The 18,640-nt window shown below is 53.4% G+C and carries 17 protein-coding genes; 10 read left to right on the forward strand and 7 right to left on the reverse strand.

Annotated features, from left to right (window positions below):
- Window positions 1–37: 37 nt before the first annotated feature.
- From KUF73_RS16380 to KUF73_RS16390, 3 genes are read right to left on the reverse strand one after another with little or no spacing between them, the layout of a single operon-like run.
- Window positions 38–676 (reverse strand): RraA family protein, encoded by a 639-nt coding sequence (locus tag KUF73_RS16380; RefSeq protein ID WP_218439099.1) that lies wholly within the window; start codon window positions 674–676, stop codon window positions 38–40.
- 34 nt (window positions 677–710) lie between these two features.
- A complete protein-coding gene (locus KUF73_RS16385; protein ID WP_218439100.1) occupies window positions 711–1,685 on the reverse strand; it encodes a hydroxyacid dehydrogenase in 975 nt (324 codons plus the stop codon).
- Between the two features lie 9 nt (window positions 1,686–1,694).
- Entirely contained in the window at window positions 1,695–3,035 is a 1,341-nt protein-coding gene (locus tag KUF73_RS16390; protein ID WP_218439101.1) for an MFS transporter, read from the reverse strand.
- 171 nt (window positions 3,036–3,206) lie between these two features.
- Between KUF73_RS16390 and KUF73_RS16395 the strand changes: the two genes are divergently transcribed.
- The gene (locus KUF73_RS16395) at window positions 3,207–4,757 is read left to right on the forward strand and encodes an IclR family transcriptional regulator C-terminal domain-containing protein (protein ID WP_256345656.1); all 1,551 of its coding nucleotides are present in this window, start codon (window positions 3,207–3,209) and stop codon (window positions 4,755–4,757) included.
- A gap of 470 nt (window positions 4,758–5,227) precedes the next feature.
- On the opposite strand, the gene KUF73_RS16400 is transcribed toward KUF73_RS16395, so the two are convergent.
- Window positions 5,228–5,881, reverse strand: coding sequence for an SDR family NAD(P)-dependent oxidoreductase (locus KUF73_RS16400; protein ID WP_218439103.1), 654 nt, complete (start codon window positions 5,879–5,881; stop codon window positions 5,228–5,230).
- A gap of 79 nt (window positions 5,882–5,960) precedes the next feature.
- On the opposite strand from KUF73_RS16400, the gene KUF73_RS16405 reads away from it, so the two are divergent.
- Entirely contained in the window at window positions 5,961–6,884 is a 924-nt protein-coding gene (locus KUF73_RS16405; protein ID WP_218439104.1) for a LysR family transcriptional regulator, read from the forward strand.
- On the opposite strand, the gene KUF73_RS16410 is transcribed toward KUF73_RS16405, so the two are convergent.
- Window positions 6,885–7,772, reverse strand: a complete 888-nt coding sequence (locus tag KUF73_RS16410; protein WP_218439105.1) for a LysR family transcriptional regulator — start codon at window positions 7,770–7,772, stop codon at window positions 6,885–6,887.
- A gap of 195 nt (window positions 7,773–7,967) precedes the next feature.
- Between KUF73_RS16410 and KUF73_RS31770 the strand changes: the two genes are divergently transcribed.
- Window positions 7,968–8,180 (forward strand): NAD(P)-binding domain-containing protein, encoded by a 213-nt coding sequence (locus tag KUF73_RS31770; protein WP_218439106.1) that lies wholly within the window; start codon window positions 7,968–7,970, stop codon window positions 8,178–8,180.
- Here the strand turns inward: KUF73_RS31770 and KUF73_RS16420 are convergent.
- Window positions 8,152–9,371 (reverse strand): IS3 family transposase gene (locus tag KUF73_RS16420; RefSeq protein ID WP_371135490.1). Its coding sequence is split into 2 segments (ribosomal slippage): window positions 8,152–9,032 and window positions 9,032–9,371, totalling 1,221 coding nucleotides; the frame shifts between segments, so codons are not numbered across the junction. The genes KUF73_RS31770 and KUF73_RS16420 overlap by 29 nt on opposite strands.
- A gap of 405 nt (window positions 9,372–9,776) precedes the next feature.
- On the opposite strand from KUF73_RS16420, the gene KUF73_RS16425 reads away from it, so the two are divergent.
- The 7 genes from KUF73_RS16425 to KUF73_RS16455 all read left to right on the forward strand — a co-directional run bounded on the left by KUF73_RS16425 (window position 9,777) and on the right by KUF73_RS16455 (window position 17,545).
- Window positions 9,777–10,742 (forward strand): TniB family NTP-binding protein, encoded by a 966-nt coding sequence (locus KUF73_RS16425; RefSeq protein WP_218439108.1) that lies wholly within the window; start codon window positions 9,777–9,779, stop codon window positions 10,740–10,742.
- A 167-nt stretch (window positions 10,743–10,909) separates the two neighbouring features.
- Window positions 10,910–13,063: a TniQ family protein gene (locus KUF73_RS16430; RefSeq protein ID WP_218439109.1), complete on the forward strand. Its 2,154-nt coding sequence runs from the start codon at window positions 10,910–10,912 to the stop codon at window positions 13,061–13,063.
- A gap of 873 nt (window positions 13,064–13,936) precedes the next feature.
- On the forward strand, window positions 13,937–14,398 hold the full coding sequence (locus KUF73_RS16435; RefSeq protein WP_218439110.1) for a hypothetical protein: 462 nt from the start codon (window positions 13,937–13,939) through the stop codon (window positions 14,396–14,398).
- Window positions 14,391–14,654 carry a hypothetical protein gene (locus KUF73_RS16440; RefSeq protein WP_256345653.1) on the forward strand — a complete coding sequence of 88 codons (264 nt, stop codon included), beginning with the start codon at window positions 14,391–14,393 and terminating at the stop codon, window positions 14,652–14,654. The genes KUF73_RS16435 and KUF73_RS16440 overlap by 8 nt, the downstream gene beginning before the upstream one ends.
- A gap of 600 nt (window positions 14,655–15,254) precedes the next feature.
- A complete protein-coding gene (locus KUF73_RS16445; protein WP_256345654.1) occupies window positions 15,255–15,605 on the forward strand; it encodes a transposase in 351 nt (116 codons plus the stop codon).
- On the forward strand, window positions 15,602–15,937 hold the full coding sequence (gene tnpB, locus KUF73_RS31410) for an IS66 family insertion sequence element accessory protein TnpB (RefSeq protein ID WP_003177794.1): 336 nt from the start codon (window positions 15,602–15,604) through the stop codon (window positions 15,935–15,937). The genes KUF73_RS16445 and tnpB overlap by 4 nt, the downstream gene beginning before the upstream one ends.
- A gap of 81 nt (window positions 15,938–16,018) precedes the next feature.
- The gene (locus tag KUF73_RS16455; protein WP_218439112.1) at window positions 16,019–17,545 is read left to right on the forward strand and encodes an IS66 family transposase; all 1,527 of its coding nucleotides are present in this window, start codon (window positions 16,019–16,021) and stop codon (window positions 17,543–17,545) included.
- 105 nt (window positions 17,546–17,650) lie between these two features.
- Here the strand turns inward: KUF73_RS16455 and KUF73_RS16460 are convergent, their stop codons facing one another.
- Complete coding sequence (locus tag KUF73_RS16460; protein ID WP_218439113.1) at window positions 17,651–18,421, reverse strand: class I SAM-dependent methyltransferase; 771 nt, start codon at window positions 18,419–18,421, stop codon at window positions 17,651–17,653.
- Between the last annotated feature and the right edge of the window lie 219 nt (window positions 18,422–18,640).

Genomic DNA, 18,640 nt, shown 5'->3' on the forward strand with positions numbered 1-18,640 from the left:
AGCGCACTCGTGTTCCCCTTTACTGTAGAAAGATAACTCAGCGAATTGTCGCTCGAACCCTCTCTCTGAAACTGTTTTCAATCCCATCCTGGATTTTCAGCTTGTCGGCGAGCGACGGTATCAAATGGCGGCTGATGACTATGACTCCATCGCGATCTCCCAAGATGGCATCGCCAGGATTGCAAACGACATTGCCGCACGCGACCGGTGCACCGACCTGACCCGGGCCGTATTTGGAAGGGCCTGCTGGATTCACAGCGCGTGCGTATGTAGGCAGCCCCATGACGTTCAGCTCCTCTACGTCTCGAACTGCGCCATCGATGACTACCGCTGCGACTTTGCGTGCGAGGCAGACCTCTCCCAGCAGATCGCCAAAAACCGCACGGTTGGTTTCGCCGTTGCCATTGATGACCAGGACATCACCTGGCTGGGCATCATCCAAGGCTCTATGGATGGCGAGGTTGTCACCTTCCCACGTGAGTACAGGAAGTACAGTTCCGAAGAACGAGGCCTTTCCTGCCACATGGTGGATAGCGGAAGCCATCATGCCCAATCGCTGCAAGACATCCCCTATAAGAGCAACCGGGTAATGGGAAATCTCTGCAATCAAGCCAAGTTCAGCCCGCTCCCAATTCTCGCTCACACTAATATTTTCATCAGAGACGTTAATAAACATTTTGACCTCGGCCTGGATATGTATGAATCGTCGATTAGGCAAACGACTTTGGCGTTGGGGAGTTCACTGGATGCTTTGGTGCATCACCCTTTAGAACAGCTGCAATGGCATCAAAGGCGCTCATGCCCACGCGAATAAGCGACTCATTGGTCTGTCCTGCAACATGGGGTGTCACTATCAGGTTAGGGAGGTCGGCAACCGGAAAGGTGTTGCATTTGAAAGGCGTGATCATGTCGGTGTTTTCGGCATTCAATACATCAACACCTGCACCACCCAGTTTTCCACTTATCAGTGCATCAGCAACCGCAGACTCATCGATCACGCCGCCACGGCTGGTGTTGATAAGGATGGCGCCGTTTTTCATTTTCTCGATTTCTGTGCTCCCAATAAGGTTTTGGGTGCCGGGTAGCAGGGGTACGTGGAGACTCACCACGTCCGCATTTGCTAACAAGGTATCGAGACTGACCAAGCGTTTATCGAAGCTCGAGTCATAAGCTGGGTCGGTCGCCAGCACCTTCATACCGAACGCTTCTGCCACCGGGGCCACATGCTGGCCAATGTCTCCGAATCCGATCAGGCCGAGGGTGCGTCCTTCAAGCTCAATGCCGGTTAGGGAAAGGCGATCAGCAGCCCACACACTGTTTCGAGTTTGATCCGATGCCAACTGGATCTTGCGACTAATTCCCAGAAGGAGGGCAAATACGTGCTCAACAACACTTCTTCTATTTTCGCCGGGTGTGTTGGTAACCCATACCCCAAGCTCAGCGGCAGCTTTATAGTCGACGTTATCGTAACCAGCACCATGGCGCGCGATGATGCGTAGCTTAGGAGAGGCTGCAATCATTTCAGCAGTCAAATGGCCGCCTCTTAGAAATACGGCGTCTACTTGATTCTGAATCTCTTGGTAAGAGACGGCATTGCTACCGTAGCCAAGACGAACCTCACCAAGTGCGGAAAGCTCGTGCAGTACATCTTCATGGATTGGGCTGGTGACATAAATTAAAGGCATGATTTCATCTCAAGAATATTGATGACTGGTGGTGTTCGCAGGAGCGTTTTTGCGAACGGTCGATATGACGATCAACCCCATGACACCTGCCGCGCACAAGATGAACGCTGGAGTAAATTGATTGCCGGTCGCGCCGATGAGCCATGTCGCCAAGAAAGGGCCGGCGCCGCCACCAATGACCGCGCCCACGCTGTGTCCAAAAGCGACACCTGTGTGGCGGATATGCATTGGGAAGAATTCAGGCATGACGGAATAAGTGCCCGCTTGGCAAAGGGCATAGGGAATCATTCCCAAAGCAAGGCCTGCGATTGCCAGATTGACCGAACCTTGCTGCATCAACATGAAGGAAGGGATCGACACCACTGCGTAGGCGATATAGGAATAACGCAGAACTTTCCTCCCACCTTTATAAGATCCGAGCTGACCAGCGAGGGGGATGAGGAACGCTGCCAAAATCACCGCGATCAATACGATGGTGGATGCCTGTCCCTTGGAGAACCCGAGAATGGAGCTGAAGTACGCGGCAATGAAAACAGTACCGATGTAGGTGCCCACGTTCTGTACCAAAGCAATCAAGATCACCTTGATCAGAGGCATCCGATAGTCGCGAATCAATTCGCTGAAAGGCTGGCTTTTTTTGACTTCAGCATCGCCTTTCTTGGACTCGAACTCAGGGCTGTCTTCAATGCTCAACCGCATGTACAAGCCGATGATGCCGAGCGGCAGAGCCAGCAGGAATGGAATGCGCCAGCCCCAGTCGAGCATCTCAGGGTCGGTAAGGGTCGCTGCGGCAAGACCGGCAATAGCAGCGGCGAGGCCTTTGCCGAATTGAGCAATGGAGGGCAGAAATGAGATGTACAGCGCTCGCCGTGTAGGTGGTGCCCATTCACGGATGTAGCTCGCTGCTCCACCGATTTCACCACCGGCAGAAAACCCCTGAAGCATACGTAACGCAACCAGGAGGATAGGGGCCCAGACACCAATTTTTGCGTAGCCCGGAAGGAGACCAATCAGGGTGGCCGCAGCCCCCATCAAGGTGATGCTTGCGATCAAGCTTGCACGTCTACCGACTTTGTCACCGAGCCAGCCAAATGCGATAGCGCCGAGAGGGCGCACCAAGAATGCAGATCCGAATACGAGGAAGGTGTTTAGCAGACCCGTGGTCGCATCGTCCGAAGGAAAGAAAACCATCGCGAGGGTAGCAGCAACGTATCCGTAGACGCTGAAGTCGTAATACTCAACAAACGTGCCGAATACAGCTGCCCTTGTGGCCTTCTTCGCTTTCCTGGTTTGCTCCGAATCGACGACGGTCAGCACAGCGGGCTCCGCCATAACATTATTGTTGTTCATGGGCACCTCGGGTTATCGGACGTCGACCTCATTCAAAAAATGGGACAGTGTCCTGCTTTTGTTTTGTCTAGCTTCTAGAACGGCAAGACGATTGTCAACAGCCAGGTGCGATTTGCGGTGGGGCCGCTTTACACCCCAGAATGGGGGCCCAAAACCTCGATTTAACTCATGATGGCGCAATCAAACAGCTCTAGCACCGCATCTCCGCCTACTACCCCAGCGTCCAGCCATGCCAGGCTGATCGAGGTAGTGGATGCACTTGTTAGGCGAGCGAGTGGTGAGCCTTGGGGTGTTCGAGAGCTTGCGGCAGAGCTATCCGAGAGCCGGAGTACCGTTAATCGGATTTTAGTCTCATTGGTTGAGAAGGGTTTTGCTATTGAGGTGGGAACAGGCAAGTACAGCTTAGGGCCAAGGATAAACGTTCTTACTAAAACGCTCAGCGATTCAAGCGTACTTCTTGGACTAATCGGGGAATCGTTGAGTGAGCTGGCTGAGGCCTCACAAAGTACCGCTCTCGTTTCTGTGTACTGCCCGCTCAGTAGCGGTTATTTCATAGCTGCCTGCAGCGAGGCCAAGGCTACGCTGACATTCAGGCCTGAGCTGGGAGTGATCTATCCGCTTACTTTCGGGGATATCGGTAGGCAATTTTCTGTATTTATCGAGGCAGATTTTTCACACTCAAGCGTGCAGGGTAACGCAGGTGACGCAGACTGTAGTTCGAGAGCTCATGATGCCCTCGGATTGCTATCGGAGACAGAATTTCCTAGTGCTCTGTCGATTGCCACAAAGGCCCTCGCTAATGGGCTAATTATCTCGGTTTCTGTTCATTCTGTTGGCAACCCTGGGTCAAAAATCGCTTCTCAAGTGGATGCAGATGTACAGCGCGTTGCTGAGGAGATAGAAGCGACTATAAAGTCGCGAATTCTGGGCAGTGCTCAGCGAGCACCAGAGATAGTGACCGAGGACACTAAGTCGACCGTTGCTCGTCTCGAAAGGCTTTTGATGTTGGCTTGTGCTTTTCCGGATGGCCTAAAAAACTCCGTGGGATTAAGTGACCAACTGTTATGCAATGAAGCCACTGCCAAGCGACTGATTCAGTCTGGAGTTCAAGCGGGAATATTAATTCTATCTGGCTCTATCTTGTATCCTGGCTCAAAGCTCTATCAGTGGGCGGCTAAGATTGCTTCTGATCATCGCAATCTCGCAGATCTTACCCGGTCAATTTTGTCAGGATTAGTTCAAGAGACCGGCGAGACAATCGCGTTTCTCGCTTATGACGAAGCCACTGAGAAAGCTGAGTTTCTTGACGTGATTCAAGGATGGCGACCGATTCAGTACAAGCTGCAGGTCAACGTGGAAGTACCGCTTTATGCCGGTGCAGCGGGTAAAGCTGTATTAGCTTTCTGTGATCAAAAATTAGTCGACTCCATCGAGCTTGAAAAAATTACCGAGGCAACCATTACTTCTCGTGAAGTGCTCAAGGCGGAGTTGAAGGTCATTCACGAAAGAGGCTGGGCCACAGGTGACGGTGAGCGTGTGCTCGGCGCATTCGGCTTGGCTGTGCCATTTTTTTCAGACGGTAAAATTCGCGGGTCAATTTCAGCCACGATTCCTCAGTACCGCAAAGATGAGCGTGATCTTCCATTGCTGACTCAGTTGATGCGCGAGGCCACTAAAAAGATTGAGAGACTTCTATCTTTGGGGGTAAAACTTGAACACTGATCCAGCAGGCGACTGTTGAGTCCTGGATGACCAAGTGATTTTGGTTTGAGTAAAAAAGGCCCTTTGGGCCTTTTTTGTTGGTTGGGATGATGGAGGATATGGAGAGTCGGATGGTAAGCCCAGCTGACCTCGACAACCTTCGTTGAGGTATTCGCCTGCTCCCGAGTCAGTGGTGTGATTCGCTGCTACGCGTTTTTTCGGTTCGCTTTTGGTGATCTATCCCTTCACGCACTGCGAATTCCAAAAAAGCTGGAACGCTACATAATTCTCCCCGCTGCAATGCTTGAAATCTCCTCATGTGGCAACTGTCACATGCCTCCCCTACGAGGGCGTACCGCGCGTTCAGATCATTCTTTTCTCGCCGGCGCTAATCAAGTACCTGCGTGACCCAGCAGGCAACAAGGTGGCGCTGTTCTGTAACTACGACTGATGAGGAAGGCAGTTAGTGAAACTGCCTCCCCTTTGTTTACTTAGCTTGGATAGACGATTTCTACAGTCCAGCTATCCAATGGCTGGCTATGCAATTCCCAGAAGCGATCAGCTACGTCTTGTGCCTCTTTGCTTCCTGGGTCGATAAAAGCAGCCACCGTGACAGTGGCAACGTGTACGCCAAGCGCTCGGGCGCTGTCGAAAAGACCAAGAGCAAGCGCTCTGATGCCTGCCTTGCCGATGCTTAACGACAGGTAGTCTGGGCTTGGTGCAAGACCGAAACCGCCGCCAGTCAGCAATAGAGTGCCGCCACCTTGTCCAGGCATCGCAGCAAGGGTGTTCTGGGCCGTAGTAAGAGCGCCGCCGATGTTAACGCTTAAGTCAGTGTTGAAGGTCTCTGCTGGTTGATCCAGCACGTTCGAGGCGCGCAGATTTGCGGCGTTGTAATGCACGACATCCAGGCGGCCATGAGAGACCGCTACCTGCTTGAACAAGTTCTGAATCGAGGTCGGGTCATTAGCGTCAACCATCTGCGCTACGGCAGTGATGCCTTTGGCGATCAACTGGGCGGCGAGTGCCTCGGTCTTCTCTTTGGTGCGGGCAGCAAGGATCACATGGTAGCCCTCGCGTCCAAATCTTTCTGCAGTTGCAAGACCCATCCCAGGGCCTGCGCCGATGCTCAAAAACGTTTTCATAACGAACCTCCGAGTGTTGATGTTCGCAGGCTAATTCATGCGCTATGATTAGATAATTGCCAGTATTAGCAGGTGTTAAATGCAAAATCAGCATGAGTTGCCTGGCAACGTTTCCATCGATGAGCTCGCAGCTTTCGTGGCAGTGGTTCAGTTTTCGAGCTTCAAGGGGGCGGGCAAAGCGCTTGGGAAAGATTCGACGGTAATCTCTCGACGGGTGGGCCAGTTAGAAACACACCTGGGAGTTCGTCTGCTTGCCAGGAACACACGAAACGTTGCTCTGACAGAGGTTGGTCAAACCTACTTCGCTCGTGTGTCCGAGCTGCTTCGAAGCCTCGATGACGCCACCAACGAAGCACGAAACTTCACCTCAACTCCTCAAGGTAATCTACGCGTATCGTTGCCTGTGACTTTCGGTAAGCAGTCTGTTGCTCCCTTGTTACCGGCCATCCTGAAGAAATATCCCAAGCTGAAAATCGACTCGTTTTTCACTGATCGCTATGTCGACCTAGTGGGCGAGAGCATTGATGTCTCTCTGCGAATTGGTAGCCTTGACGATAGTTCGCTGGTCGCCCGGAAGATTGCTTCCTATCGCAGCTTCCTCGTCGCCTCGCCTGGTTACCTGGTTGAGCACGGCGAACCCAGCTGTCCAGAGGATCTCTGTGAGCATGCATGCTTGGGCTTCTCTAATCACGCGAGCTGGCCGGATTGGATTCTCACCAATGATGTGGAGCGCAGGACGATTCGCCCTCAAGGGCCGCTGGTATCGGATAGCAGTGAAGTGTTGTCCATGGCGGCCGTCGTAGGTACCGGAATCATCCTCGGCCCGACCTGGCTGTTCTCCAAGGAAATGCAGTCAGGTGAACTTGTGCGCGTGTTGCCTGAGTGGAGAAGTGCAGGTGACGGGGGGATCTATGCGATCTTGCCGCCAGGTCGGCTGGTACCGGCGAAATCACGAGTCTTCGTGGACGAGCTAGTGGCGGCATTGTCCTGTGATTGGCTTTGATCAGGATTCGACTTGAGCGGTGTGGGTCTCTTGTCGGGCCAGCTCTCGCAGCTGGTTGAATACAGTGATGAAACGAGAGACCTTTCTCAGGGACGAATGCATCGTGATCCAGTAGCTTTTCTTCAGTACGATCTCTTCTGGCAGGACGCGCAGGAGAGAGGACTGCTCCGCGATGAAGGTCGGCAGAATGGCAATACCCAGATGAGATTCTGCTGCTTTCATTTGCCCTAAGATGCTGGTGCTCCGATATTTGATATGACCCGGGGCGGTATATTCCGCAGGTTTAGGTACGTTTTTGGCGAGCACCATCTCCGACACGTAGTCGATGAAATCATGCTCCGAGAGGTCTGATTGAGAGTACACGGTCGGGCGCGAGGACAGATATTGGGGGGAGGCGTATAGGCCCAACTCGTAATCCTGGAGTTTGGATGCGATGTAAGGCCCGCGCTCGGGTCTATCAATGGTGATGATGATGTCTGCTTCGTTGCGTTGGAGCGGGATTACTCGGGGGAGGGCTAGTGTTTCTACACGGAGTGCTGGATAGCTCGCCATGATCTGCGCAATGTACCCGGGCAGAATCTGTGTCCCATATGCTTCGTTGCAGCCAATGCGGACGAGTCCAGATACGTCCGCATTCTCGTCTACGCTCGCGGTGATATGGTTGTATGCGAGCTCCATATCCTCTGCGCTTTCTAGTATTCGCCTGCCTCGTTCGGTCAGGGTGTAGCCGTCCTGTGTCCTTACCAGAAGTTGCCCTCCCAGCGTTGTCTCGAGCGCTCTAACCTTTCTGGCTACCGTTGTGTGCTCGACGCCTAGACGCCTAGCAGAAGCTGTTAACTTGCCAGTTCTGGCGAGGTCAAGGAAGAAGCGAAGGTCGTCCCAGTTCAAGATGACTCCTCGGCAGATTGTGACTTTATGTGCCACTGTACCTCGGATCAGGATTTCCCTCACTGTGCATTCATGCACAGAGGTTGTGCGTCAGGCCTGTCTTCAAGACGCTACTCGTGACTGATATACCTATTCCCGCGAATTAAACGCCTCTGCTCAGCAGGGACGCCAATAACAAAAAGTCGGGAGAGTGTTATGTCGTCTATTGGATTTGTCGGGTTAGGAAACATGGGACTTCCCATGGCGCTTAATCTCATCAAGACTGGCCATGAGGTCAAAGCTTTTGACGTAAATACTACAGCGATGAATGCGGTCTCCGCTGAGGGTGGTCAAGTAGTTTTCTGGACTTGCCCCTACAAAACCGGACACCAACTCCCCGTTAAATTGATCCAACGGCCAAGCGCCTGAACTCCCTCGGCGAACGGTAGTTCAAAGCGCTGTGTGGATGCTGCTCGTTGTAGTGCTCGAAGGCAATTGCCAGGTTACGCAGCGCCGTTTCTCGATCCGGCTTGGGCATGTGCGCCACGTAATCGCGCTTGATCGTCTTCACGAAGCTCTCGGCCATGCCGTTGCTCTGTGGGCTGCGCACCGGTGTGGTCACCGGCTGCAAGCCGATCTGTCGAGCAAACAGGCGCGTCTGTTCGGCAGTGTACGCCGAGCCGTTGTCGCTTAGCCATTGCACCGGCGTGGTGGGCAGTTGATCACCAAAACGCTTCTCCACGCTTTCCAGCATCAGGTCACGGATGTCATCGCCGCTGTAGCCGGTCGGACTGGCGACCCAGCCGATGGCTTCGCGATCACAGCAGTCCAGGGCGAAGGTCACGCTCAGTTTGGCGCCGTCCTCGCAACGAAACTCAAAGCCGTCCGAGCACCAACGCGTATCGCTGGTTTCCACCGCAATACGGCCTTCGTGCCGACGCGGCATGCCGGGCTGTTTGATCCGGCGTTCAAGCAGCAAGTTGTGATCACGCATCACCCGGTAGACCCGTTTCACATTGATCGCGGGCAGCAATTGGGTTTCACGGGCGCGACGCAGTAATCCCCAGACACGACGGTAGCCATAGCTGGGCAGTTCGCTGACTTGCTCCTTGATCTCGGCGACCAATTCCGTGTCGTTCACGAGTCGACGTCGCCGTACTTTGGGCGACACCGATTGCTTGATTCGAACCGTTAATTGCGAGCGCGCCACACCGAGACATTCGCTGACCAGCTTCACTGGTCGTCCCCCGGCAACAAGGGTGAGTGCGCAATCCATTTTCGCGACCGAGCGATCTCCACGGCCTCTTTGAGGATCTCCGCTTCCATCGTTTTCTTGCCCAGCATCCGTTGCAGTTCACGGATCTGCTTGAGCGCATCGCTCAGCTCGGAGGCAGGCACCACGGCTTCGCCAGCACTGACCGCCGATAGGCTGCCGTCCTGATAAAGCTTGCGCCACAGAAACAGCTGATTGGCATTGATGCCGTTGCGCCGAGCGACGACCGACACACTTTGTCCTGGCTCAAGACTCTCGCGAACCATGGCCAGTTTTTGCTCTGGGCTCCAGCGGCGCCGCCGCTCCTGACCCAAAAGCTCCCCACTCTTATCGTTGCTGTTAGTCATAAACATAACCGTTTGCCTATCCCTTATCGTAAGGGGGAAACGGTGTCCTGTCTTTCATGGGGCTCGTTCAATTCCCAGAACAATGTGGGAGTGGGATATTAGGAGGAAGAGTGGCCAAAGGAAAGGCCACCTAACAATCTTAGGGTTAGTGTATGTCAATGAGCAGCGGAAGCTGATGAGCACCCTTATTACAGATGGGCAGAAAAGAAGGCTTGAAGAGTCTCGTGCACTTCAAGAGCGGGTGTTGAATTCATTATCACCAGGGTTGATGACAGGATCTATCGAGTCTACATCGCCGGCTACCGCGATGAATGCAAAGGCTGGAAAATCCGCCGGAACATCGAATGGATGTTCTACATCGCAACAATGTGGCCCAGCGCCACCGATGATGGGAGACGATGACCTATGAGCCATCTCAGTGAGAAGACCCAAGAGATATTAGAACTGCCACGCGAAGAGCGGGCCCTCGCTTGCATGCGGGAGCTCTTCCTCATGCACCCCAGGGCAATGTCAGCTGAGGAGAGTGCACAGCGTCTAGTAGCGTTACCTAGGTGCACCTCTAACCCCGGGATGTCCTTGATCGCGCATCCAGGCCTAGGCAAATCGTTACTAGGTCAGCGCTGGCAAACGCAAAGCTTCAAGCCAGACACAAAATGGCCCGGCAAGGTGATCTATATCGATCTTGTACAGAACATTGCAAACCCGAACATCATGAAGCTGTTTCTAGCGGAAGTGGGTAAGAGATTTTACAAGCGGCCGCTTACGCTGTCATACCGTGATGTTGCCCTGGCTCAGCAGTTGATCAAGGAAAATAATGTTCGTGCTGTGTTCATTGATGAAATCCCGCTGCTTAACCAGACCCTAACGCTGAAGCGGGTCAATCGCGAGCATGGCACGATCAAGGGACTTGCTGGGCCTGATTGGCAGATGAGCGTGATCTTGAGCGGAACCCCGGATGGTTTTGTCGACGTATTCAAAGGTGATGCAACACTAATGACTCGGTTCAGCCTTCGGACTGCAACGTTAACCGCATGGGAAAACGATTTCGAAGGGGAGTCATTCGTGAACGGCTATCTGTGTTACATGCCTCTGCGTCAGAAGTCGATCGTGAACGCAAAGCTCCTTAAAAACCTATATGACTGCGCGCGTACGACAACCACTGAAAATGGTGTCCAGGTGGAGTACCGGTCGCGCCGAGCAGTCGTGGAGATTTTAAGGGAGGCATGTCGGATGGAGATCGAGAGCGGGCAGGAATACATCAACGCGGATAGCATCTTAAAGGCATGGTCGAGTATGCACGGTGTCAACGAGGCACTCAAAAGGCTGGAAACTCGGCCAATGGTGATTCCGGAAACAGCGTCCGAAGGCTAGGTACGTCAATCGCATTAGCAGGCAGTTCGGTTTGCTACCGATATGGATTTGCAGCATTCGAACTTGGCATTTCGGACTAGCTCTTGGTGACATCCCAAAGCCTCTGTACCACGGCCTACGAAAATTGCTATTTCCAGACCTAGCGAAAGCGCGACAGGAGCCCGGTGTTGATCAGCCATGAACCTCAAGAGTTTTGGTCTAGAGCCTCTGGTAACGAAGACGCCCTGACCGAGTGTTATAAGTTCATGGCGCCCCAAGGTAATCCCTCAACGGAGGGGGCAGGCGAGGGTGGGACAGGCGTAGCGCGGCGAGAAATAATGCTTGTAACAGGTGATCCAGGATGTGGTGCTACTGCCCTGGCCATCCAGCTTGCCCTGGAGTTGCGAGGAACAGGCCGTAAAGTGTTGGCCATGGACAGGATCTCTACGTTGGAACCTGGCAGCTTCAAGGCAAATTTGGATGCAGCGCTTCAGATTCCGCCGGACGTCATTAACATGTCGGGGTCATCCTCAGTAGGCCTAAATGCCCTTCAGCTCGCAGTGTTGGAGGCACGGAACTACGAATGCTTCATTGTCCATGACGTGGACATTTACGCTTCTGACGATACGGCACAGGCTGCCAACGCCGCCGCAATCATCCAATTGGTGCGAGCCTGCCAGTCCACGCGATTCGTGATCTTCGGTGTTGCCGAGTTGATGGAATGGCTGAAGCTTGAGCTGAAGGCTGCGGCCGTGGGGTGGAGAACGGTGCGACTCGATTCCATGTCAGCGAACTCGAAGTTTGGTCACTTCATCACGAGCGTCGCCCTGCGCGTGCTGCCGCCGTGCCCACCAGATCGTATCGAAGCTCTCGACGTAGATGCCGTGCATGAGAAGTCAGGTGGAAAGGTCGGACTCGCGGTAAGAGTGTTGATCCATCAGATTATGGACGGTGCGTTAGTGGAGGCATCGGACTACGGTCAGCATCCGGCGATGTGGGCCTGTGATGTGGAGGAGTTTTCAACCCTTCAGCACGGTCAGTCTGCATCAGCGAAAACCCACTCGCTTGACAAATCAGTAAGTCACGCAACTGGTAAAGTAACAGGCGTAGTTGAAGGACTGATAGGGCGCGGTAGCTTAGGCAGCAATAGGACGGGAGAGGGGCAGAGGCTCCGCGACGACACGCCAAAGTTGGCTCTTCAGCATTCAGAACTCCCTGAAACCGATCTCCGACATTCCCACCCGGCTATTGAAAACGAGTCCTTCTCTTCTTGGATCGCCAGGCAAAGCATGGAGCTCAGTCACAGCGTCGGGCACAGCTTGGGTGACAATCTGGTTATGCTTTGCAGTAAGGGTGGCTCCGACCCTGACATGCAGTGGAATAACCTTGAACTGCTGCAGTCATTGAGCTTGGCTGATCGACTCTACATCTCCGCACAATTTACACTTCCCTGGCCCGGTTGTAGCTCCACTAACTTCTGCCGCTCCGACAGCACAGACGCCAGTAGCACTGAAAGATCCAACATCAACAGCGGCCCAGGCAAACTCAGGGCCGGCATGACTCCTTACCCCAATGCGCTGAACTACTGCCCGGAGTGCTTCAAGGTTGATGTGGCAGCCGATCTTGCTCCGGCCTTGCGTTTGAATTGGCGGCAACCTCGGCTGATTGTTTGCCTGCGGCACAATACTCCCGTCCTCCTCGAGCGACTGGCCACCTCGACCTTCACCATTCTGAACAAGGCGTGGAAAGCTTTCGCTGAGTACGCGGGAAGCCCTGTCTCCAGGCTTACCACTCAGCTTCCGTTGCAACATTCTTCATCGACCCAGGCCAAAGCGGACAATGATCGCCTGGTGGCTTTGGCAGCCAAGATGCAAACCTGGTTTCTCGGGCTTACTGCTAAAACTTCGCCTTCGGCGAAGGCCGCTGAGTTCTTGATGTCCTACTGGCTCCAAGATCCAAGTGAAAGCGGGGCGCAAGGGTTTGCTCGATCTTATTTCTTCTATCGGCTTAGCAAGTCACAGGTGGTAACGAAGAAGCGCTCCGTAGAGACATCGCTTCAACTTAAGCCTGAGTCGGCACGCCCGCGTGATGTGGCCGTGGCATATTGGATGTTAGGTGTTGGATTTGGTGTCATTGATACTTCCGAGGCGGAGTTCATACGAGATACAACCAGACCCTATTCGATTCCATTTCCGACAAGTCGAAGTGAAGTTTCAACAGTTGGAGGGCTGGCTTATAATCGAGGCCAGAGACATGCCTACTTGGAGTTTGCGAGATCTACGCTAAATGATCTGGACTACATAATTGTTGCGTGGTTTCTGGAGTGCAAAGGGCGCTCTTAGAAAGGTCGAAATAGATCGCAGGCCAAGGTGCTGGAAAATCCGATGAAACTTTGAAAAAAACTCGTCCAAGTTCTTCCTCGGGTCAGCACGCCAGCTTGAAGCTAATTATTGCTAGTAGCGGTTTACTCGCAACATTGCCTCTCCCATCCCATCCTAGGCGATTCCCCTAATGCTCCCTGAAGCGATGAGACTACGCCAACGAGCGAGCAGAAAGGCGGAACGACTAAAGCGACCTCATTCGGCTGCTGCGGCACGAATGCCTGCGTCAATACATGATAGAAAGCCAGCTACGTGATTTATCAAAAATATTGCCAGTGGTGCCCGGGAGAAATTTTCCGGTAAGCTGGAAACGGGAATTCGAAAAAAAGCTCGATTATCGAGCTTTCAATAAAGTTACAAGTCATTGAATTTAATGCAATAAGTGAAGAAGTGCGTCGATTTCATATGCCATAAATTGCCCGTATATTGGAGCTTTTTTTTGCCAAGGTTAGGCGGGAATGGCGCTGAATCTCCGCTCCCCGTTGCGCTCCGTCGACATCTTTGTTCCTTAACGACATATTATCTATGAATTGACTGAAAGCACCGAAAACCTCTGATCCACATACGCTGCGGCCATTCGCTCCAATTACTATCAAAATAGGAAACAGTGATTTCTTTGCGGTTTTCGATCATGAACGCTGTTCATGATGCGTAAGGGCTGACAATCAAGTTGGCATTATTAATCCGACAAAAGGTCGTATGGACACTTTAAAACACCCAAGTAACTGATGTTGTTGAATATTTCATTCCGTAGACTAGGGTTTTTATCGACCATGAAGCCTATTATACTGGGTGTGCCTCCTCCCGAATTTCTATGAGAAGCCGGAGTAGTTAATGGTCAGAACCCACACGCTTGTCGAGTATCGGCTCAAGGAGTTTGAGCTTGAGCAGACCCTGCGTAGTCTGAAAAGGCAGCAAGAAGGTTTGGATTACAAGCTTGATGTGGAGTTCTACCTCAAGCTGGAAGCGCTGACCAAGGATTACGGGTACACCCTCAGCCAGGTTTTTGACCTGCTTCTGGCCAGGTATGAGGGTGGGGGTAGCGGCTCAGGGGGTGATGCAGATGGACTGAACGCTCGAACCAATACAGGATTACTGGAAATGATTCAGCGTCTAGAAGCTTCGCCACCTTCCGTGCCGTCAAGTATAGATACCGCGCACGTGAGTTCCATTAGAGGCAATAGTATAGCTTACGAAGCTAGTTCTAGGCTAAGCGATAATATTGATCATACGTTAGTGGCTTCGGCCGAGGTTGAAGGGCATCAATATGGCAACGGGGAGAAGCTCAATGACTAGCGTTGAAGAGTTCATTGCACTCAGTAACCGTATTGCCATGGAGTATGAGGCCATCGCGCCTCTCCTGCGCGATCCCGAAGTTATTAAGGCTGCACGATTTCTAGGTGAGTTGGACAACCTGGCTCATCAATATGACTTCAGCGCTATGGACATCATGAAGTTGATTGATCCCGGTCGTGCATTACAGTCTGAAAAAAATAGAAAGGAGAAGACTGTCAAAAATAAGAAGCAAAATAAGCGTACTGTGCGTCAGTGAGGTCGTTCATCTTGATGGATACTTTCTCATAATACTTGGCAGCAGACCCTGACTCTAGACTCTACCTTCGACCGGCTCTTTAAATCAGCTTCCAACGACAACGACGCCATCCTTGCGCCACGTGTCTACCGCCATAGAGTTCAAATTTATTATGCCGGGTGAATCTTCGGCAGTTGGGGTCAGCAACGGCTCTAGTAGGCTTAAGCGGCTTTTTTTCATCCTCGCCCAGTACGCCTTGGCACTACATGCAGGTGGGCTAGTACCTCAAGAAAACCTCTTAAATACTTGCTAAACGTCTACCTTCTTACACCGAGTCGTCGCGCCACCTCGAATTGGCATGGCCCTGATCAATGAGCTTCTTTATCCGTGCATTTTTAGCTCCGCAGTCGCGGCGGCGCTGTCGGATGGGGGTATTGGACGGCCGAGAAGGGATTTCGCTGGTCAGCAAAGCGAGCTCGCAGAGCTGGTAGATGAACTGTATGCAAGTCGTGAAAAGAGTAACCGTCCGGGCAACACACCTTCCTGACACCGTCGCTTGAGGCGATGGTGTCCACCTAAATATAAGTGGACACCATTTTTAGCCTTTTTAAGCGGACGCCCATGCCACAAGAACGCCGTTCCTATTCCAAGTCCTTCAAGGCCCAGGTCATTGCTGAGTGCGCCCAACCTGACACTTCAATTGCCAATGTCGCCTTGACCCACAACCTCAATGCAAACCTCGTCCATAAATGGATTCGGGTGCATGCACAGAAAAACCTGGCACTGCAAACTGCCTTCATCCCGGTCAAGACTTCGCCGCCGGTGCCGATGCCGATGCCGATGCCGATGCATCAGGCTCTTCCTGCCACGATCCGAATCGAAGTGCCGCATCCAAAAGGTGTAGTCGTGGTGAGTTGGCCAGCAGAAAATGCAGCGGCGTGTTCTGCTTTCCTGCGAGACCTGCTGCGATGATCCGCGTCGACTCCATCTGGCTCGCCACCGAGCCCATGGACATGCGCGCCGGCACTGAAACCGCGCTCGCACGGGTCGTGGCGGTGTTCGGTGCGGCGAAGCCGCACTGTGCCTATCTGTTCGCCAACCGCCGCGCCAATCGAATGAAAGTGCTGGTGCATGACGGCGTGGGGATTTGGCTTGCCGCCCGGCGTTTGAATCAAGGACGCTTCTTCTGGCCGGGTGTGCGACACGGCTCCGAAGTTGAGTTGGATGCCGAGCAACTTCAGGCTCTGGTGCTCGGTTTACCTTGGCAGCGCGTCGGTGCAGGCGGAATCATCTCGATGCTTTAACACCTGCCATGGCGTGCTTGCCAGCGCAATTGGCCCATCAGTCTATCGTCGCCACCAGCCCTCTCTGGCAAAATCGGCGGCATGACTTTGCATCCAAATCTCGATCAATTAAACCCTGAACAACTGCGTGCCCTGGCGGCGCAGTTGATCCAGCGCGTCGAGACAATGGACAAGCAAATCACCCATCACAAGTCGGTCAACGAGAAGCTGGCCCACGAGATCGCGCTGCTCAAGCGCTTCAAGTTTTCCAAACGCAGCGAGCAACTAAGTCCAGATCAGGCCAGCTTGCTCGATGACTTGATCGATACTGATATTGCCGTTATCGAAGCCGAGCTTGAGGCGCTGCAACCGACACCAGTCGAAGCCAAAATGCGCCAGCAACCTAAGCGCGCAGCGCTGCCGTCGCAATTTCCTCGCACGCTGATCCATCACGAACCGGACAACAGCCATTGCCAGTGCGGCTGTGCTCTCAAGCGCATCGGCGAAGATGCCAGTGAAAAACTCGACTACACGCCCGGCGTGTTCACCGTCGAGCGTCATATCCGTGGGAAATGGGCCTGCGAGCAGTGCGAAACGCTAATCCAGGCGCCTGTACCAGCGCACGTCATCGACAAGGGTATCCCGACCGCGAGCCTGCTCGCCCACGTCATGGTGGCCAAGTTCGCCGACCATCTGCCGCTGTATCGCCAAGAGAAAATCTTCGGCCGCGCCGGATTGCCTATCGCCCGTTCGACCTTGGCGCAATGGGTAGGCAACTGCGGCGTGCAACTCCAGCCGCTAGTCGATGCGCTACGCGAAGCCGTGCTGACGCACGGCGTCGTCCACGCCGACGAGACGCCGGTACAAATGCTGACGCCCGGTGCGAAGAAAACTCATCGTGCTTACGTCTGGGCCTATGCCACCAGTCAGTTCTCCGACTTGGCGGCGGTCGTTTACGACTTCAGCCCAAGCCGCGCTGGCGAACATGCCCGAGCCTTCCTGGGTCGTTGGAACGGCAAGCTGGTCTGCGATGACTTTGCAGGCTACAAGGCAGGCTTTGAACTGGGCGTTACGGAGATCGGCTGTATGGCCCATACCCGCCGAAAGTTCTTCGACTTGCATGCGACCAACAAGAGCCAGATCGCCGAAAAAGCGCTGCACTACATCGCGGCCTTGTACGAAGTTGAACGAGAAGTCCGCGAGCTGGAACCGGGTGATCGACAGCGAATACGGCAGGAAAAAGCAGCGCCGATCATCGACGCACTTCATACCTGGATGATCGCCCAAAGACAGCTTGTGCCTGAGGGATCGGCCATCGCGAAAGCGTTGGATTACAGCCTCAAACGCTGGATAGCGCTGACGCGCTATCTCGATGACGGTGCTGTGCCCATCGATAATAACTGGTGCGAGAATCAAATCCGGCCGTGGGCTCTTGGGCGCTCGAACTGGCTGTTCGCTGGCTCGCTACGCAGCGGTAAACGTGCGGCGGCGATCATGAGTTTGATCCAGTCGGCGCGGCTCAACGGACATGATCCGTACGCTTACTTGAAGGATGTTCTTACACGCCTGCCGACGCAGCGGGCGAGTGAGATTACCGAGCTGTTGCCGCACAGGTGGGTGCCCGTTTAATCACGCAAGGTGTGTTGGGCGGACGCTTACTGTGACTCAGCGTGCCAGTGAGATTAGCGAAATGCTGCCGCTTAAATGGGGGCTGTTAAGTTGAAACGGTCTGATTCAATCCAGACGGCGACATAAATAAGCGTGGGTCTGATAAGGGAACTCAATGGTCTTACGCCCGCGCAGAGCCGGATGGGTCTGAATCAAAGTCATCAGCTGATCAGCCACCACCTCTTTCTCTTCGGATGGTAGAGCCGCGATGAAGCTCACTGACAGGAAGCGATCCAAGATGACAGACTTGGCGCTGCCTGAATGGATGTAATTAAAGCAGGTCAATTCGGGCTCCGAGAAGTAGCCTCTCTTGAACGGTAGTCGCCAGTCTCCAGTATGAAAGCGTGGGGTATCGCCTTCGTAGGGAGTGATGATTTTAGTGATGGCTGCCACCCAGTCCACTGACTCATCACGCACATTCCAGATTAGTCCGAGCCGGCCTTCCGGTTTGAGCACTCGGTGAATCTCACCGAGCGCTGTTTCATTCGCGAACCAGTGGAAGGCCTGGGCGCATATGAGCGCCTGCGCCGCTCCAGCCTCGAGGGGAATAGATTCGGCCGTTCCCTCCAGAATCTTAGCGTCCGGTAGATGCTTGGCAAACTCGATGCGCATAGCCTTGACCGGCTCGACGGCAATGACATCAATTTCCATTGAATCCAGGATTCGAGTGAGCTTGCCGGTACCGGCTCCTAAATCAATAACCGTCGATCCAGGGTTGATGTACAACGCATCTCTAAACCATGTACGTATTTCGCTTGGATAGTCGGGGCGCCCCTGCGTATAGGTACTGGCTTCTGTTGAGAAACCTACCTGAGCAGCCTTATGAACAATTGTCATTTCCAGCGACCCTCTATGTGAATGAGCGATACACACATTATGCGGCGTGTTTAGATCATCACCCACATACGTCGTCAATGTCAGCAATCACACTGCATATCTTTGTCAGGCAAGACGTGATTACCGGACGCTTACTGAAAAGATATCGACCCTAGTGGTGATGTGGTCTAGCGTCACAGCTGAATTGCGAGCAGCTGAGGCGGTGCTGATCAAAATGAA

The organism is Pseudomonas sp. PD9R, assembly GCF_019200975.1.
GTDB lineage: Bacteria > Pseudomonadota > Gammaproteobacteria > Pseudomonadales > Pseudomonadaceae > Aquipseudomonas.

Bases quoted from the DNA above. Each gene is read 5' to 3' on its own strand.
- KUF73_RS16380 (WP_218439099.1), bottom strand. From the start codon at position 676: ATGTTTATTAACGTCTCTGATGAAAATATTAGTGTGAGCGAGAATTGG.
- KUF73_RS16385 (WP_218439100.1), bottom strand. From the start codon at position 1,685: ATGCCTTTAATTTATGTCACCAGCCCAATCCATGAAGATGTACTGCAC.
- KUF73_RS16390 (WP_218439101.1), bottom strand. From the start codon at position 3,035: ATGAACAACAATAATGTTATGGCGGAGCCCGCTGTGCTGACCGTCGTC.
- KUF73_RS16395 (WP_256345656.1), top strand. From the start codon at position 3,207: ATGGCGCAATCAAACAGCTCTAGCACCGCATCTCCGCCTACTACCCCA.
- KUF73_RS16400 (WP_218439103.1), bottom strand. From the start codon at position 5,881: ATGAAAACGTTTTTGAGCATCGGCGCAGGCCCTGGGATGGGTCTTGCA.
- KUF73_RS16405 (WP_218439104.1), top strand. From the start codon at position 5,961: ATGCAAAATCAGCATGAGTTGCCTGGCAACGTTTCCATCGATGAGCTC.
- KUF73_RS31770 (WP_218439106.1), top strand. From the start codon at position 7,968: ATGTCGTCTATTGGATTTGTCGGGTTAGGAAACATGGGACTTCCCATG.
- KUF73_RS16425 (WP_218439108.1), top strand. From the start codon at position 9,777: ATGAGCCATCTCAGTGAGAAGACCCAAGAGATATTAGAACTGCCACGC.
- KUF73_RS16435 (WP_218439110.1), top strand. From the start codon at position 13,937: ATGGTCAGAACCCACACGCTTGTCGAGTATCGGCTCAAGGAGTTTGAG.
- KUF73_RS16440 (WP_256345653.1), top strand. From the start codon at position 14,391: ATGACTAGCGTTGAAGAGTTCATTGCACTCAGTAACCGTATTGCCATG.
- KUF73_RS16445 (WP_256345654.1), top strand. From the start codon at position 15,255: ATGCCACAAGAACGCCGTTCCTATTCCAAGTCCTTCAAGGCCCAGGTC.
- tnpB (WP_003177794.1), top strand. From the start codon at position 15,602: ATGATCCGCGTCGACTCCATCTGGCTCGCCACCGAGCCCATGGACATG.
- KUF73_RS16455 (WP_218439112.1), top strand. From the start codon at position 16,019: ATGACTTTGCATCCAAATCTCGATCAATTAAACCCTGAACAACTGCGT.
- KUF73_RS16460 (WP_218439113.1), bottom strand. From the start codon at position 18,421: ATGACAATTGTTCATAAGGCTGCTCAGGTAGGTTTCTCAACAGAAGCC.